The following is a 15,217-nucleotide window of genomic DNA, read 5'->3' as shown; positions in this document are numbered from 1 at the left end:
AGGGCTCAGAGAGGTAGTATGGTGGCGTTCACTCATAGCAATCAGCTCCGTTCACCCGCCAAAAGCCGGTTCAACATGCTTCTGCTGCGCGACCGGCTTCTGGTCTTCGCAGCCATAATGGCACTTTGGGAAGCAATGCGCTTTCTGGGCGTTAATCCGCTTTGGATATCCAGTCCTTCAGCGGTAGGTGCGCGTCTTGTCGAGATGGCAGCAAGCGGCGAGTTGGTGCGTCACATGCATACCACTCTAACGGAGGCAGCGCTCGGGCTCCTGCTCGCCTTCGCCATCGGCGTGCCGATCGGCATTGCCATGGCGCGTTTCCGCTACGCCCACGCGGTAGCTGAACCCTTCATCATGGCGCTTTATAGCCTGCCGCGCGTGGCGCTGGCGCCATTGTTCATCATATGGTTCGGCATCGACCTTTTCTCGAAGGTCATGATGTCGTTTTCGACCGTGCTGTTCATCTTTATGCTGAACATCCATGAAGGCCTGAAAACCATGGACAAGGATTTGCTGGAACTCTTTCGAACTATGAAAGCTCCGCGCAGCTACGTTCTGCGCAAAGTCATTCTCCCATGGCTCGTCCCCTGGGTGATCGCTTCGCTCCGCATCGGCATAGGCCTTTCACTCATTGGTGCAGTGGTAGCCGAACTTATCGGCTCCAGCGCCGGGCTCGGCTGGTACATTGAGTATTCTGCGGGGCGGCTCGACACCACTGGGGTTTTTGCTGGCCTTGTCCTTTTGACCGTTATTGCGGTTGCGGGAAATCTGATCGTCGGCGCACTCGAAAAGCATTATTCCTCATGGAGGCCATTATGACCGCCTTCGACACCAAGCTGAACAGAGTCGGGTCAGCCATTGTCGAGCCCAAGATTTCGCTGCGCGATATCGAGCTGAAATTTGCACGTCCTTACGGTGAAACCATCGACGTACTGGACCGGGTCTCGCTGGACGTCGCGCCCGGCCAGTTTGTCTCTATCGTCGGCCCATCCGGTTGCGGCAAATCAACCTTGCTTAGAATATTATCCGGCTTGATCGCACCGAATGGCGGCAGAGCGCTCATTGACGGTAAGCCGATCAGTGCTAACCGCGATCGCATCGGCTTCATGTTCCAGCGTGACACTTTACTACCTTGGGCCAGTGTGGAAGAAAACATCCGCGTCGGTGCGGAACTGGCCAGCGCCAAACGCAAAAGCCAATCTGAGCGGATCGCCGAGCTAGTTGCCTTCTTGCGCCTTACCGGCTTCGAAAAGCATTTACCCCACGAACTGTCCGGCGGCATGCGCCAGCGCGTTGCCCTCGGCCGCCTCATGGCCTATGAGCCCCAGATATATCTACTAGACGAACCATTCGGCGCGCTGGATTCGCAGACTAAATCCGCGATGGGCCGCGAATTGCTGAAGGTTTGGTCACTTCATCATCGTTCCGTGCTTTTCGTTACACATGATATCGACGAGGCAGTGACGCTTTCCGATCGGGTTATTGTGCTCTCAGCTCGGCCCGGCACAGTGAAACTCGATATTCCAATTGACCTCGAACGGCCCCGCGATCCAGCGGTTCTACGTAGAACGCCGCACTTCCAAAAACTTATCGAGCAAATATGGAGTGCGCTTGACTATGTTGAGGCTTAGGCTTTGAAGATATATTGCTTGCCGATAGCTTTGAAGTGACATGTGATTGCACCTATAGGCTAACGAGAAGCGCTCCCTCAGATGGTCCCATTGCCCCTACCAGCGGGTGATGTGCTGATTGCCAGTCTTTAATCGCTAATCCGTTCGAGCGGTTGAGTGCGTCTTTCAACGACGAAAATCTATCATGAACCTTTATTTCTTTGGCGGCGGCGCTGACGTGCAAGCGGCTCATAAGGAAGGTTCAGTTCCCTTGCTATTTCTGTCAGCTGATGGCCCTCCGCGCTTCTCCTTTCAACCTCCTGGAGTACCTCATCTGTAAATGTGATTAGCATGGGGCGTCCCGGCTTCCGGCGAGGAGGAAGAACTTCACCTGCCGAAAGAGCATTTCGGTGTTGAATGACTTGCCCAACTGTCGCATGGTTGAGCCCCAATCGCGTTGCAATTGTCCCTATCGCATGACCAGCAACTCTCAGCCGCATAATCTCCGGTTCGAAGGGCGCAATGAGTGGCCGTATTCGGCGACTATTGGCCGGGCCGCTCTCTTCACCCAAACGAATGCATCGTGCCCAATGCCTCACATTTTCCCCATCCATAACCCATTTTTTTACTCTAACTGTCCAACGCCATATCAAACGCCATTCGCATCCCAGTTCCTGTGCGGCTAGCCGATACGATTTTTGTTGCGGCAATTGCTTGATAAAGCCGGAGAGAACTTCCCGCCGATTGATATGAGAAAAAATAGAACCCGTCCGCCGACTAAACATCCGCCCGCAGGCCTCGCAGCCGAATTTGGGCAGTTCATTCGAAGGGTTGCCACCTCTTTTAACGAGATAAGCGTTGCGCCCCCCACAGAATGGACATCGAGGCGAAACTTCAGACATCGAAAAACATTGTTCTAATTCGTTCAGCAAATAACATACGAACTCTTCATCTAAGCGCGATGAAGCCGTCTCTTCGGCAGCTTTTTGCGAATTATCACCGGTTGCAATCATCACGAATTACATCTTCTTTTCAGTGAATTTGGCTTATTCTCCATTTATAGGTAAACAAGCCGATTTGAATATGAGCATGCCTCTATTTGGCGGGTCAGCCAGCCATGCAGTGATGTAGCAGCGCGATAGCGCGAGGATAGTTGATTATCAATCAACAAAATCATCTTCAACGATGATCGACAATAGAAAAAGCCGCGCGCAGTCAGCCCGGATCGCTGCCGCCGGTAGATGAGCACTCGGCGGACGTAACGATTGGCGGTAGACAGCGCGAAGACTTGCGATATGGTCGAGAATGATGAAGCAGCGAAAAGAACTACGTGATTTCTGTCATGACGCCTCGTCCTATACGCGGCTGCGAAACGCGTTGTGGCGAGCTACCCATGACACTTACTGGCCTAAGCGAGATTGGGATCCCAGCATTGAAGACTATGCCGAGCACGGTCCCAAGGGCGTTAAAGGACTAGGTGCAAAGTCGTTGAATATCTTGAAGGCTTGGTTAAATGCCAACAATGAATAGGGCTTTATATGATCGCCAGGGGTAGTTGCAGAGCAGGAAACGCTCAGCGCGCTTGCCGGGAGTTGGTCACTATCGTCAGCGCGTTTTGCCCTGCTTTCGATCTTCTGCGAGAAAAAGGGATCATTCCAGCATCAGACGAGCGAGATTCTTGTCAGAATGCACTCAAAATGCTCAACGTTAACAACCACAATCCGTTAACATTCGTTGTCTATGCAATGATGCGCTAATCGCTCATGTCGCGACTGGCCGGAAACGTGAATAATTCAGTGATGGGGCCTGCTGTTCTGGTAAATCAGTGAATGCCTTGCCCCTCAGTACGCCCCCGGCGTCACTTTCGGATGCAGGGGTTTCTTTTCGTTCTTAGTGAACTATTTCATTTATGTTCAACGTGAACGGAGACGTGACCTGATTACGTTGGACGACCCCGGTCAGTGCACGCACGCTGATCGGGGTTTACTTTTTTGTCGACGATCATAACAATAAGGAAGGACAGTATAAAGATCTAGGATGCCACATGCCCAAGCGGATAATTCGCCCTCGCGAGATCGGAGATTATCCAGATCGCGGCGTTGATTGCCAAGACGCTGTCGTTGACGGCGTTATCGATTTGATCGAACGAGCTGAAAAAGCTGGCTGGAGCGGTATGGAGGCAGCGGTAGCTGTCGGAATTATCGCCAGAGCGCTTGTCAGAGACCACATGACCGTCGTCATAGATAACGAGCAAACGTGAGTTGCAGCATGGCGCGTCCAGGTTTACTTTTTTGACTAGAAGAGTAAAGTTTCGTTGTCCTTTTGGGAGGACAGCAGTCGCTTGACCCCGTACGGTTTTCCTTGCGGGGTTCTTTTTGATTAGAATTCACTCTACCGCAGACAATCGAATAGCTGGCCTCTGCTTCAAGCTAGGTATTGCCAGCGCCACCGAAACGCCGGGCTGAACCTGCTCACGGTTATGGCTGGATGCTCGCTGGTGAAGGAGACAAAATCATCGCTCGACATTCCGGCGTACTTCCGAGTACAGGCGCAATGCTCATGCATTTCCAAATGGTACTAATTTGGCCTTCCTAGCCAATACGGGGCAAGCACCAGACGGTGCGTTCATAGGTCGAATGGTAGAACAGCCATTGACGCAACTTGTGAAAGAAGTTGGACTGCAGTAGATACCGCATCGTTGCGAGCACGGCCTGTGCAGCGGATGCCTAATCGAAGGATAGCCGCATGGGTCAGTGCAATGAAGCAAGCGTCTGGATGATGTAAACCCCGTTGCCTATGGACGGGCGCCGGGGTTCACTTTTAGTGAATCTACCTTTAAGATGTCCGCTTCTTTGGCTCCCCGGGGAACGTTTCACCTACAGCAACTGTGGTAGTCCTTGTGATCATTCGGTTGCAAAGCGGGGAGCGCATTATGAATTGGATCATCATAGCTAAGGCTGTTTTTACATCTATTTTGGTACTGATTGCACTGGCCATGATCTGGCAAGGGAAACGCTGACGCGGCACGCTTGACGAGTGCTTTTCTATGCATATCATCGATTACTGCGTAGGCTTTTCAAGCCGATGAAAACCCACCCTGCGCAGCCCCGGCACGGCGTTCTCCATGTCGGGGCTTTTCTTTCATCAAGCGCCTGTTAATGTGATTGGGCATGCTGTACTGGGTAATCACTGAATGCTCTGCCCCTCGGTATGCATTCCCGGTCGATGTACGCACGTCGATCGGGGTTCCTTGTTCTATTTATATTGTCTTGAACCTTTTTCCGTCATGATAGTTATATCGTCGGGAGGAGCGGACATGGACTGGATTTATTGGTTTATAGGCATTGTAACATTGGCGTTGTTGGCCGTGATTGCCTTTATGATCTGGTCAGAAAAGAACCGTGAATGATGCTTTCGGTATCGGTATAATTGAGTTGCAGATGAACCTGTTTCGGGCGGTTCATCATTTGATTGCCAGTCAAAATCTATTATTTGCATTGGCATTCGCCGTATCCGAACTGAGCTCCGCTTTTTCCCGGTATCCTGGTAGTTCTGGATGAAATAGCGCTTCATTTCTGACCGAGTGGGTTGAGCATGGCAACATTTATCTATGCCCTACCTTAAACTTGCGCTCGATCAGATATCGCAGTCGAGCCAAGTTGAATTTCTTTATGAGGTTCGAAGGTGTAGAATATTTGTAATTGAATGGAGCTCTGGATATGATTGGATTTACGGAAGCTTCCCTTCTCCGGATTTTTCTGGGCGAAAGTGATCAGTTCGACAACCGTCCTCTTTATGAAGCCATCGTGGAACAAGCTCGCCTGGCACATATGGGCGGAGCTACGGTTTTGCGCGGACAACTCGGCTACGGGCGCTCGACAATCCGGCACGCAGGGACGGCTTTCTGGCAGCCACAGGACTATCCTGTCATTATTGAAATTGTCGACACGAAGGAAAATCTCCAGGGCTTCCTCCGGCTATCGAAACAAATGATCAAGAATTGCATAATGACACTTGAGAAAGCCAACGTACTCCAGAGATCGTGAAGGAAACTCGGCATTGAACATCTTCTAAGACGCTGATTTATGATGTATTTTTAACTGGACAGTCACTTTCCACCCGCCTCGTTTTCACCCTTCGAAGAAATCCAAATGCATGAGCATTGAAGCTTCACTTCTGGTTCTGATTGGCGGCTTTATCGGCGGCATTCTGCGTTTTTTCCTTTCCGGTTATGTGAGCCGCCGGGTCGGCGAGACATTTCCCTGGGGTACTTTTGCCGTCAATGTGAGCGGTACATTCGTTATCGGGATAGGGGCGGGTCTCGGAATAGGGCTCGGTGGCATTTTTGCAACTGACGCGTTTCGCGATTTTATTATGGTCGGCATTCTAGGTGGCTATACGACCGTCTCTTCATTCTGCCTGCAAAGCCTCAATCTCATGCTGGATGGTGAACGGCGACAAGCCCTGTTCAACATCGTTGCATCCGCCCTCTTATGTGTGTTCGCGGTCGCCGCCGGATATGGCGGTGTTCTCTGGATGGCGGAGCAGTTCTGATGAGAAACTGGCGGCAGGCAGAGGATATCAGGCTTTATCTGGCTGTGGGCTGTGGCGCGGCAATCGGCTCATTCCTTCGGTTCTTCTCCGAATGGATCATCATCGCCGTCCTTGATGCCAACCCCTTGTGGGGCACATCATTCGTCAATATCGTCGGGTCCTTCATCATCATGTTCTTTGCGACCGTGACGGGACCCGAAGGGCGATGGTTCGTTGGACCAGCAAAGCGCCAATTCGTTATGGGCGGGATTTGCGGTGGCTTCACAACATTCTCATCCATGAGCCTCGACACGTTCCTGCTTCTGTTGAAAGGCAACGTGCCGCTGGCCGCATTCTATTTATGTGCCCTTGTGTTCTGTTCTCTTGCCGCTGCTACGGTTGGTTTCATTATCGCACAGCGGATCAACCGGTAAATGGAGGAATCATGATGGAATTACCGCAGGAATCGACATTGTTGCGCATCTTCTTCGGTGAGGAAGACGAGACTGAAGACGGAAAACTTCTCTATGAAGCTATCGTCAACAAAGCGCGCGAAATGCAGATGGCTGGCGCTACAGTCTTGCGCGGACCGCTCGGCTTTGGTCATTCCAGCGTTCTTCATACGGCGAAAATACTGCGGCTGTCGCAGGATCTGCCGATCGTCGTGGAGATCGTCGATGCGCCTGAAAAAATCGAACAATTCATTCCGGAGGTGATGAAGATGACCCAGAGCTGCCTCATCACGACCGAAAAAGTCCAAGTCATACATTACGGCAGTAATGGCTCGCCCGAATAATCCGGCAATTGACAGCCCTCTTCAGGATGACTGCCTTAGACGGTTATACCGTCGCCCGACGATCATGAAAATCGGAACGGCCAGAAGCTGGGTGCCCGCACAGAATGTTATGGCCCAGGCAAGATCGAGATCATACAGAAAACCGATCAGCGCACTGCCGAGGAACCAGAAAACGCCATAGGCGGCCGTGAAGATACCGAATGCCGTTGCGCGTCGCCGAACGGAAACCATTGGGGACACGGCGGCGGGGATCATCGATTCATGGACGCCCAGCGCTATCCCCCAGATCATTGTTCCAATCAGCGCTGACCAGAAGTCACCAAGGAAAGCAAGTGGCGCGAAAAGCGCCGACAGTGCCGTTAATGCGGTGAGAACATGAAATCCGAACCGGTCGAACAGGCGACCGAACACAAGTGATCCGGTTCCGCTCACCGCCATCGCCACGGCATAAAACAAGGCTATCCACTGTCCGGGCAACAGATCAGATTTGCCGAAATGATAGGCAAGCAGCGGATAATCGGCAAATCCGGCCGCGACCAGCAGCGCTCCGCCCAGATATATCCAGTATAGTTGGGGCAAATGCGTCGTCTCGTCAGATGCTGACGGTGGCTCCATTTCTTCCGGTCGGGGATAGGTCATGCGGGCAATGACGACAAAACAGATATTCAGAACCGCAGGCAAAGCCAGAATGGCAAAGGCCTGTTGATACGAACCCTGCTTTGCCAGAACCCATGCGACGATCAGGGGACCGACCATCGCACCGAACTGGTCCATGGCCTCGTGAACGCCGAACGCCCATCCGTAACCGCCGATTTTACCGCCTGCCTGAGAGAGCATGACGTCACGCGGAGGATTGCGGATTGCCTTGCCCACCCGCTCGAGAACGATCAGCGTGGCCGCCATCCCCCAGCTATTGGCAAACGCAAGTGCAGGCACGGACGCCATTTGTATGACGTAACCGAGAATGGCGATGAACCAGAGACGCCCTGTTGCGTCGGCCCAACGGCCAGAAAAGAGCCTCAAGCCATATCCGGCCAGTTCACCCAGACCAGTGACGAAGCCGATGGCGGTCGCGCTCGCACCAAGCAGCGCCAGAAAGGGCCCCAATACACTGCGGGCACCTTCATAGGTAAAATCGGCAAAAAAGCTCATAACGCCGATCAGAAGAACGAAGCGGAAAGCCCTCACCTGCGCAGGTCGCGAAGGCTGCTGAGTTTCTCCTGTTTGTGCTACCGGAGTATTTTCATGCGCTATATCGATAGGCGTATGCGACATGGGACGGTTCCTGATCACGATTGAAATCAGGGATGGACTGAATTCGAGGGGAGTATGCGAAACTCGCTCAGGACATCCTGATAGAGTTGTTGTTTGAATGGAACGATCAGCCGGGGCAGCTCGGCAGGTTCCACCCAACGCCAATCGCAAAATTCCGGATGCTCGGTGGCGACGTTTATATCGGCATCAACCCCGCGAAAACGCAGGACAAACCACTGCTGCTCCTGTCCGTCCCATTTGCCATCCCAGGCAATTCCCATGAGTTCGGATGGGAGATCGTAGCGAAACCAGCCATTGCTTTTCGCTATGATCTCGGCGTTTCCAGTGCCCAGTTCTTCGCGTAGTTCCCGGAACACTGCTTCGCTGGGCGTTTCTCGTGGCTCGATCCCGCCCTGCGGCATTTGCCAGGACTCATGTTCAACATCGATCCTGCGCCCGACAAAAATCTGCTTTTTCTCATTGAAGAGGATAATACCGACACCTGGGCGGTAACGTCGCGGTGGGATTAATGGGGAAGGCTCTTCAACCTCGGTAGCTACAGAGATTGCGACGAGTTCTGCCTGCTCAAGAAGCGTGGCGCTCACCCGGTCCAACATGGCCCTCAATTCAACTTCGTCGACATTGTCCGCCTGCATGAGCAGCCGCACAATGGGGTCCATCAGGAATGTTTCAATGGTTTCTTCGCGGCGGCTTGCGGCATCTGACATCATGAAAAATCCTACTGTTACGGGCACGCGGCCCGTTCGAAAAACAGTAGGAGTCATCAGCCTTCGCGGCGGTTATGGGGAACTCCATCCCCTTCTAAAAGCATGTTATTATCACTGAGGGGATTAGACAACAGGGTTTATTCAGGCCGAAGGTGCAACCGATGGCCCGCAATCAGACAGTTTCCTGGCAAAAGACGGCTGTTCCAGGTTCTTCTCAAAAATTCGATTGTAAAGATCAACGCCGAAGCTCGTGGACAATGGTTTTCCGGGTCGCAGTTTGAAGGTCCGGCTGCCATCTTCCAGCCGTTCCGCACGCAGGAAAAGCGCAGCGTCCATTTTGCGTTCGTAAAGCGCTTCGGCGAATTCATGCAGGTGCGTGACGAAACAGACTTTTATGTTCTTCTCGATGAGCGCGGTCGTAATCTGGCCAGCAATTTCCGAGCCTTCCAGCTCATTGGTGGCCGCGAAAGATTCATTGAAAAGCACAAAGGCATTGGGTTTGAGCCTTTCCACAAGCGCACTCATCCGTTTCAACTCTTCATCGAATTTCCCGCTGGCCATGGCAGTATCCTCCTCGCGCTTGAAGTGAGTGAAAATACCGTCGCAGATATTGAGCGATAAGGCGCTGGCCGGAGCGAACATACCACATTGCGTCATGACCTGAGCCAGCCCCACGGAACGCAGGAAGGTCGACTTCCCGCCCTGATTGGCACCGGTTACAATAATCAGGCTATCGCCATCCGCATCGATGTCGTTACCAACAACCTCTTTATTCATGTTGAGGCTGAGGCAGGCGTCATAAAGACCCGTGCAGGAAAACTTTCGCTCATTCTTACCGGATAAGACAGGGAAGGCAAAGCTCTCCCCGTTCTGTTGAAGTGCATCCCGAAGATTGATGCATCCAATATAAAAAGCAAGTTCAGTCCGAAGCATCTTGAAGAAGTTGCTGATATGGTCCGTCGATTGCGCAAGGGCATTCGCCACCAGATTGATGCCTCGATCCTCCATTTCGGTCAGCGCACGTGCTCCATTCTCGTCGCGGGGATGCAGTGTAAAACTGTAAGCTTCCGGTTTCGGGCCAAAAATCCATTCCTTCCAGCTCAACGGCTTGTCGTCGCGACGCAGAAGATAATTGATACCCATGTTACCGGGGCCGAGTTCCGCGCTCAGGCGTACACCCTTGCTAAATTTCAACTGTTTCAGATGTGCAGTTATCTCCGCAAAATAATCATCGTCCAGCTCTCTCAGCAGCATGGAAAACAGGTTGCCAAAGCCCTCGGAACGAAAGTTTCCGCGCTCATCACTTGCGATCTGCCGCAGAATTTTCAGCCGCTCGACAAACATATTCAGGACGCTGACAGCTCCGCTCAACACGGAGGATGGGAAACTTCCCCAGCGCCAGAAGTTCTTCCGCTCATTCTCCAAAGTGTCGAAGGCAAAGTCGTATATCTTGCGGACGGTATCAGGGTTGCGGAAACAATCACGCATGATGTCCTGCCTGTAGGCGATCTCCTGCACCTCGAACAAACTGGCAAGTACCCCCTTTTCCGCCACTTCGCGCAGAAATTTATCCTCGCCGCCCATGGTAGCAAAAATCTTTGTGAGCCCCAGATCTTGCGTTAACGCCTCTGCCCCCCATGGCAGCGGTGACTTGAGATCGAAATCCCTGTCCCGGTACATCAGATTGGCTTTCATGGCTTCATCCGTGTCTTCAGTTGATTGTAGGTAAGGCCGTATTTTTCGGCGATCGACAAAGCATAAGCGAGACCGTTACCCTTGGCCCTCACGAGCTTGTATGTACGTTCGGCAGGATTGTCGGGATTGACCGTGCTGACCATGCCCACGGTCTTCTCGCTCAGTGAGGCGAGTTCATCGATAAAGGTGACACAGACGCAAAGCAGATCGAGTTCTTCCATATGCTTGAGCACCTGCTTGCTCAGGAAAATCTCATCACGCAACATGGTCGAATTGAAGATCTCGTTCATGATGACGATGCTATCCGGTGTCGCCTTTTGCAGTATCGCGTGGATACGAAACAGATCGTCCTCCAGTTTACCCCGTAACGAATCCGGACTCTCCTCCTTCTCGAAATGGGTGAATATCCGGTCGGGCAGGAAAAGCTCTGCTTTTTTACCCGGAACAGGCAAGCCGAGGCTGGCGAGATAGTGAAGTTGCCCGAATGTGCGGGCGAACGTGGTTTTTCCGCCCTGATTTGGCCCCGAGACGATGAAAATACGTTCCTTTCCGGAAAGCTGAAAACTGTTGGTCACCACAGGGGTTTTCTGTCCGGTCAGCTTTTGCGCCAGCAGGAGATCGAAGCAATCATCCACCAGAACCGCTTTGGACGTTTCCGAAACCACGGGATAACAAAACTCCAGACCAGCTTTTCTGAGCGGGTCGATGTAATCGAGATATCCCGTGTAAAACTGCACTTCGCGGTCGAATGCCTTGATCCGTTCACTGATGCAGTCGGCATTCTGCGTGCAAAACCTCGACAGGTGGGAGAATATGTCCTTATAGAGGATCGCGACCAGGCCGAGGATACGCTCCTCGACGGAGTTCATCATATCGTTGTCCTTAATCTCGATCCGATAATCCTTGACCGCCCCCTGCCTGAACTTCTCGAAGGTTGCCTGGACTTCCTGCGTATAATCGGGTTCGTCGTCATATTTTTGTACGGTTACGGTGCCCGCTTTGATCGTGACGCTATATTTAACGGTTGCGAGATCCTGCTTGATGGAAGAGCCCTCTTCTGCAAGCGCTGTAAATGAAGGATCAGCACTGTATTCGGCAAGGTAGAATCCAAACGCCCTTAGCCCCCGTGAAGCAATATCGGTGCCTTCAAACTTCTCCGCAAATGACTGAACAGCCTTGCAATAAGCGCTAACCAAATCCAGCGTCCAGGCGTTCTTCTGATGCTCATAGTACATCTTCTCCACCATTGCCTGATAAGCACGCACGTCGCGCATATACTGGCTGAAGGAGTCGATAATGCCCCGGATCTCGGGCTTTTCGAGGTCGCGCATTATCTCCTGTCTGAAAATAACGGCCTCTCTTTCCCGCAGCGGAATGCGGAAGAAGGATTGCAGTTCGTATTCCTGCCTTGTTGTATGAATGTTCAGAAAAAGCTGATCGAGATTGAGATCATGGAAAAAGTCCGGCTCCGGAACCCCGTCCTCCTGGTTTGGGTCGGCCTGACGCTGGAAAAGCAAACCATCTGCGACATCGCGCTTCGATCCAGACTGCTTATCGTCTTTCGGCGGAATTTCAGACGGTACTACGCTCGGACTTCTTTTACGTCCCGGCTTAGCCGCTTTGATGGTGGAAACGTTCATCCGCAATTCTCCTGGACAGCATTAAGACTGTTCAGGAGTCATCTGCCTTCCGGCGGTTCAGGGGAACTCCATCCCCTTGTGCGAATTTTGGCGGGAAATATTCCCGCAGTACTGATCTGGTAACATAACTAAGATTATCAAGATCGGTTCCAAGATTAAGCCTTTTTATTTTGAGCCGTCCGTTTGCGACAAAATAGCTAGTGCTGTCCAATTGACAGCCGGAGCTTCTTCGAGATAAACACCGGTCAGGTAATGGATTCTGCCTGGCCATAATGGTCGAACCGCCCTGCATCGGACAGGGCTGATGACTCCTACAGAACTTGCGGTAGTCGCGAGATGTAGGAGCTATTGATGAACGCCATACCTGTTTTCTCTTGTTTATCCATGTCGGACCAGCCTTTCGCGAAGGCGGTTTCCGCAGCATGATTTACGATCCCGTTGTGCGGATTAACCGCCTTTTGCATTCAGCAAGATTGCTGCTTTCCGTAAGTCTCATGTCCATTGTTGTCGGCTCGCTCTGCGCCCTGTTTCTCTGGGCACTGGATGAGGCGACGCGGACACGCTTTGACAATCCGTGGCTGCTGTTCGCCCTCCCCTTCGCAGGCGTGGCCGTCGGTTTCCTCTATCATTGGACGGGGCGGTCGGCCGAAGGTGGTAACAATCTTATCGTCGATCAGATCCATGAGCCGGGTGGCGGAGTTCCGCTACGCATGGCTCCGCTGATTTTCCTGTCTACCGTTCTAACCCATCTGTTCGGCGGTTCGGCTGGACGCGAAGGAACGGCAGTACAGCTTGGCGGAAGCATCGCAAGCGGCTTTGCCAGAGCCTTTCGCCTCATGCCTGCCGATACCCGGATTCTTCTGATGGCAGGGATTGCAGCAGGCTTTGGCGCGGTTTTCGGAACTCCGGTAACCGGGGCGATTTTCGCGCTCGAAGTACTGGCAATCGGTCGCATTCAGTATGACGCGCTTATTCCTTGCCTTGTGGCGGCTGTGGTCGGCGACTGGGTTTGCCAGAGCTGGGGTGCGGCACACACGCACTATCATATCTCATTCATGAATAATGCCAGCGCAATCACAGCGCGCTTTCATCTGGACCCCGTACTTCTGGCAAAGGTTATCATTGCGGGAATTGCTTTCGGGCTGATCGGCCGCCTGTTTTCCGAAAGCTCACATCTGGTCGGAGCTTTTTTCAAGAAGCTTTGCCCCTATGGTCCTTTGCGGCCCTTTATCGGGGGCGTGCTCGTCATCCTGCTGGTCTACATTTTCGGCACGCGTGAATATCTTGGCCTCGGCGTCTGGTCACCCAATCCGGGTGACGTGACGATTTCGAGCTTCTTCAACGGTGACGATATCCATCCCTGGAGCTGGCTCATCAAGCTTGTCTTTACAATCGTTACGCTCAGCACCGGTTTCAAAGGCGGCGAAGTCACACCTTTGTTTTTTATTGGAGCGGCGCTCGGCCACGCTTTATCGGCATTGATGGGCGCACCGACAGATCTGTTCGCAGCACTCGGTTTCGTTGCCATTTTTGCTGGCGCATCGAACACACCGCTGGCTTGCACGATCATGGGCGTCGAATTGTTCGGCTCCACCCATACCGTATACATCGCGATTGTCTGCTTCATCGCCTATGTCATGAGCGGCCATTCCGGCATTTATCTGTCACAACGTATCGGCGTTCCCAAGAACACACTGGGGCTTGTCCCTCCCGACGTTGCACTGCGCCATGTTCGCGAATTCGAACCTTCCAGACTGGACCGCCTCATGGACCATGTTGACCGTAAAAAGTCGAAATCTCTCACCCCCATCATCAATCCGAAGGAGAGTATAGCCACAATGCCATACCCCCATAAAGTAACGCCTAAGGAAACAGGCATGCTTCGCATCTATCTGAAGCCGGGAGAACGGATCAAGGTAGCGGATGCGAAGATATTCAATCACAGACCGCTTTATCGCGCACTCGTGACCTCGGCAAAGCAGGCGGGAATCGTCAACGCTGTCGCTCATCACACCCATTACGGATATAGCAACCATGGTTCACTGGAAGAGCGCGGCGTGGAATTACAGAATCCGCATTTGACGATGTGCGTCGAACTTATTGGTGAACGCGACAAGCTGGAATTGTTCTGCCGTCAGCACGGGGAACATCTGCGTAACAAGGTTATTGTCTACAAGCACCTCGAACATTGGCACATTCACCACGGCGCGGACATCGTGACAAGCGATATGGTCGAGGAACACAAACCGCTTGCTGAAACCGGATAATCTCGTCAACGACGAATGGCTGCGATGAAGGCCAGGTCGATATTCCTGGCTTTTCATCCTGATTGGGTGGACTACCCAAAGTCCTCTAGGTGCAGGGTTTCATTGACGGAAAGAACGCGAACGCCTTTTTCTGTAACGTCGATTTCTGTGACGGCACAGGGAGACTGTTCAAAACGCCAATAGGCCGAAAATGGCAAATCCATCAGGGTGAGAAGCAGTGCCCGGTTCGTGCTGTCGTGCCCGACCAGAACGACGCATTCGCTATCATGTCGCCAGAGCACGTCTCTTATAGCTTCTGAAACATGAGCGACGAACGCCTGCAGGGAGTCACCGTTGGGTGGCCGAACAAATTGAGGCTGGGTCCACCATCGTTCATACCGCCCCGGATCTTCCTGCGCAATTTCTGTGTGGGTTTTTCCTGTCCAGTCGCCGTAGTCAAAATCCAGCAGTTCAGGGAGGATGGTTGTTTTGATATTCGTCCTCTTTTCAATGCATGTACCTGTTGCGACACAACGGGATAACGGGCTCGTATAGATTGCCGTCGGCTTGTACCGTCTGGCGATCAGATCCGCGAGCAACGTTGCCTGTCTCCGACCTGTTTCAGTCAGCGGCACGTCCATTCTTCCACGAAACCGTGGTGGAACGATGCCCTCGACATGGCCGTGTCTGGTAAGAATGATTTTCGTCACGATCT

At 52.6% G+C, this 15,217-nt stretch carries 14 protein-coding genes and 3 riboswitches; of the genes, 8 read left to right on the top strand and 6 right to left on the bottom strand.

Translation table 11 applies throughout. The features are described 5' to 3' along the window. The first annotated feature begins 18 nt into the window (after positions 1 to 18). Both FHW03_RS19630 and FHW03_RS19625 read left to right on the top strand, forming a co-directional pair. Positions 19 to 819, top strand: a complete 801-nt coding sequence (locus FHW03_RS19630; RefSeq protein ID WP_182522150.1) for an ABC transporter permease — start codon at positions 19 to 21, stop codon at positions 817 to 819. Continuing rightward, positions 816 to 1,631: an ABC transporter ATP-binding protein gene (locus FHW03_RS19625; protein WP_182522149.1), complete on the top strand. Its 816-nt coding sequence runs from the start codon at positions 816 to 818 to the stop codon at positions 1,629 to 1,631. The genes FHW03_RS19630 and FHW03_RS19625 overlap by 4 nt, the downstream gene beginning before the upstream one ends. A 182-nt stretch (positions 1,632 to 1,813) precedes the next feature. On the opposite strand, the gene FHW03_RS19620 is transcribed toward FHW03_RS19625, so the two are convergent. Continuing rightward, positions 1,814 to 2,626, bottom strand: a complete 813-nt coding sequence (locus tag FHW03_RS19620; RefSeq protein ID WP_182522148.1) for an IS1 family transposase — start codon at positions 2,624 to 2,626, stop codon at positions 1,814 to 1,816. 1,028 nt (positions 2,627 to 3,654) lie between these two features. On the opposite strand from FHW03_RS19620, the gene FHW03_RS19615 reads away from it, so the two are divergent. The 5 genes from FHW03_RS19615 (at position 3,655) to FHW03_RS19595 (ending at position 6,939) form a co-directional block, all read left to right on the top strand. Next, on the top strand, positions 3,655 to 3,870 hold the full coding sequence (locus FHW03_RS19615; RefSeq protein ID WP_182522147.1) for a hypothetical protein: 216 nt from the start codon (positions 3,655 to 3,657) through the stop codon (positions 3,868 to 3,870). A 1,459-nt stretch (positions 3,871 to 5,329) separates the two neighbouring features. Beyond that, positions 5,330 to 5,656: a DUF190 domain-containing protein gene (locus tag FHW03_RS19610; protein ID WP_182522146.1), complete on the top strand. Its 327-nt coding sequence runs from the start codon at positions 5,330 to 5,332 to the stop codon at positions 5,654 to 5,656. 109 nt (positions 5,657 to 5,765) lie between these two features. Further along, positions 5,766 to 6,164, top strand: coding sequence for a fluoride efflux transporter CrcB (gene crcB, locus FHW03_RS19605; RefSeq protein WP_182522145.1), 399 nt, complete (start codon positions 5,766 to 5,768; stop codon positions 6,162 to 6,164). After that, complete coding sequence (gene crcB, locus FHW03_RS19600) at positions 6,164 to 6,577, top strand: fluoride efflux transporter CrcB (RefSeq protein WP_182522144.1); 414 nt, start codon at positions 6,164 to 6,166, stop codon at positions 6,575 to 6,577. The genes crcB (FHW03_RS19605) and crcB (FHW03_RS19600) overlap by 1 nt, the downstream gene beginning before the upstream one ends. Positions 6,578 to 6,591: 14 nt before the next feature. Beyond that, positions 6,592 to 6,939 (top strand): DUF190 domain-containing protein, encoded by a 348-nt coding sequence (locus tag FHW03_RS19595; protein WP_182522179.1) that lies wholly within the window; start codon positions 6,592 to 6,594, stop codon positions 6,937 to 6,939. Positions 6,940 to 6,960: 21 nt separating this feature from the next. Here FHW03_RS19595 and FHW03_RS19590 read toward each other — a convergent pair whose 3' ends face one another. The 4 genes from FHW03_RS19590 to FHW03_RS19575 form a co-directional block, all read right to left on the bottom strand. Continuing rightward, positions 6,961 to 8,214 (bottom strand): MFS transporter, encoded by a 1,254-nt coding sequence (locus tag FHW03_RS19590; protein ID WP_182522143.1) that lies wholly within the window; start codon positions 8,212 to 8,214, stop codon positions 6,961 to 6,963. Positions 8,215 to 8,240: 26 nt separating this feature from the next. Continuing rightward, complete coding sequence (locus FHW03_RS19585) at positions 8,241 to 8,924, bottom strand: RNA pyrophosphohydrolase (RefSeq protein ID WP_377515267.1); 684 nt, start codon at positions 8,922 to 8,924, stop codon at positions 8,241 to 8,243. 37 nt (positions 8,925 to 8,961) lie between these two features. Continuing rightward, a riboswitch (Fluoride riboswitch) is annotated at positions 8,962 to 9,022 on the bottom strand. Between the two features lie 40 nt (positions 9,023 to 9,062). Next, the gene (locus FHW03_RS19580; RefSeq protein ID WP_182522142.1) at positions 9,063 to 10,616 is read right to left on the bottom strand and encodes a DNA mismatch repair protein MutS; all 1,554 of its coding nucleotides are present in this window, start codon (positions 10,614 to 10,616) and stop codon (positions 9,063 to 9,065) included. Then, positions 10,613 to 12,256: a DNA mismatch repair protein MutS gene (locus tag FHW03_RS19575; protein WP_182522141.1), complete on the bottom strand. Its 1,644-nt coding sequence runs from the start codon at positions 12,254 to 12,256 to the stop codon at positions 10,613 to 10,615. Before FHW03_RS19575 ends, FHW03_RS19580 begins: the two co-directional genes overlap by 4 nt. A 25-nt stretch (positions 12,257 to 12,281) precedes the next feature. After that, positions 12,282 to 12,341: riboswitch (Fluoride riboswitch) on the bottom strand. A 154-nt stretch (positions 12,342 to 12,495) separates the two neighbouring features. Beyond that, a riboswitch (Fluoride riboswitch) is annotated at positions 12,496 to 12,577 on the top strand. A gap of 173 nt (positions 12,578 to 12,750) precedes the next feature. Between FHW03_RS19575 and FHW03_RS19570 the strand changes: the two genes are divergently transcribed. After that, on the top strand, positions 12,751 to 14,523 hold the full coding sequence (locus tag FHW03_RS19570) for a DUF190 domain-containing protein (protein WP_377515264.1): 1,773 nt from the start codon (positions 12,751 to 12,753) through the stop codon (positions 14,521 to 14,523). A 71-nt stretch (positions 14,524 to 14,594) separates the two neighbouring features. Here FHW03_RS19570 and FHW03_RS19565 read toward each other — a convergent pair whose 3' ends face one another. Then, complete coding sequence (locus FHW03_RS19565) at positions 14,595 to 15,212, bottom strand: histidine phosphatase family protein (RefSeq protein WP_182522139.1); 618 nt, start codon at positions 15,210 to 15,212, stop codon at positions 14,595 to 14,597. Positions 15,213 to 15,217: the final 5 nt, after the last annotated feature.

The sequence above is a fragment of the Ochrobactrum sp. RH2CCR150 genome, from assembly GCA_014138095.1.
GTDB classification, from domain to species: Bacteria; Pseudomonadota; Alphaproteobacteria; order Rhizobiales; family Rhizobiaceae; genus Brucella; species Brucella gambitense.
This window is presented reverse-complemented; position numbering and strand designations above follow the sequence as displayed.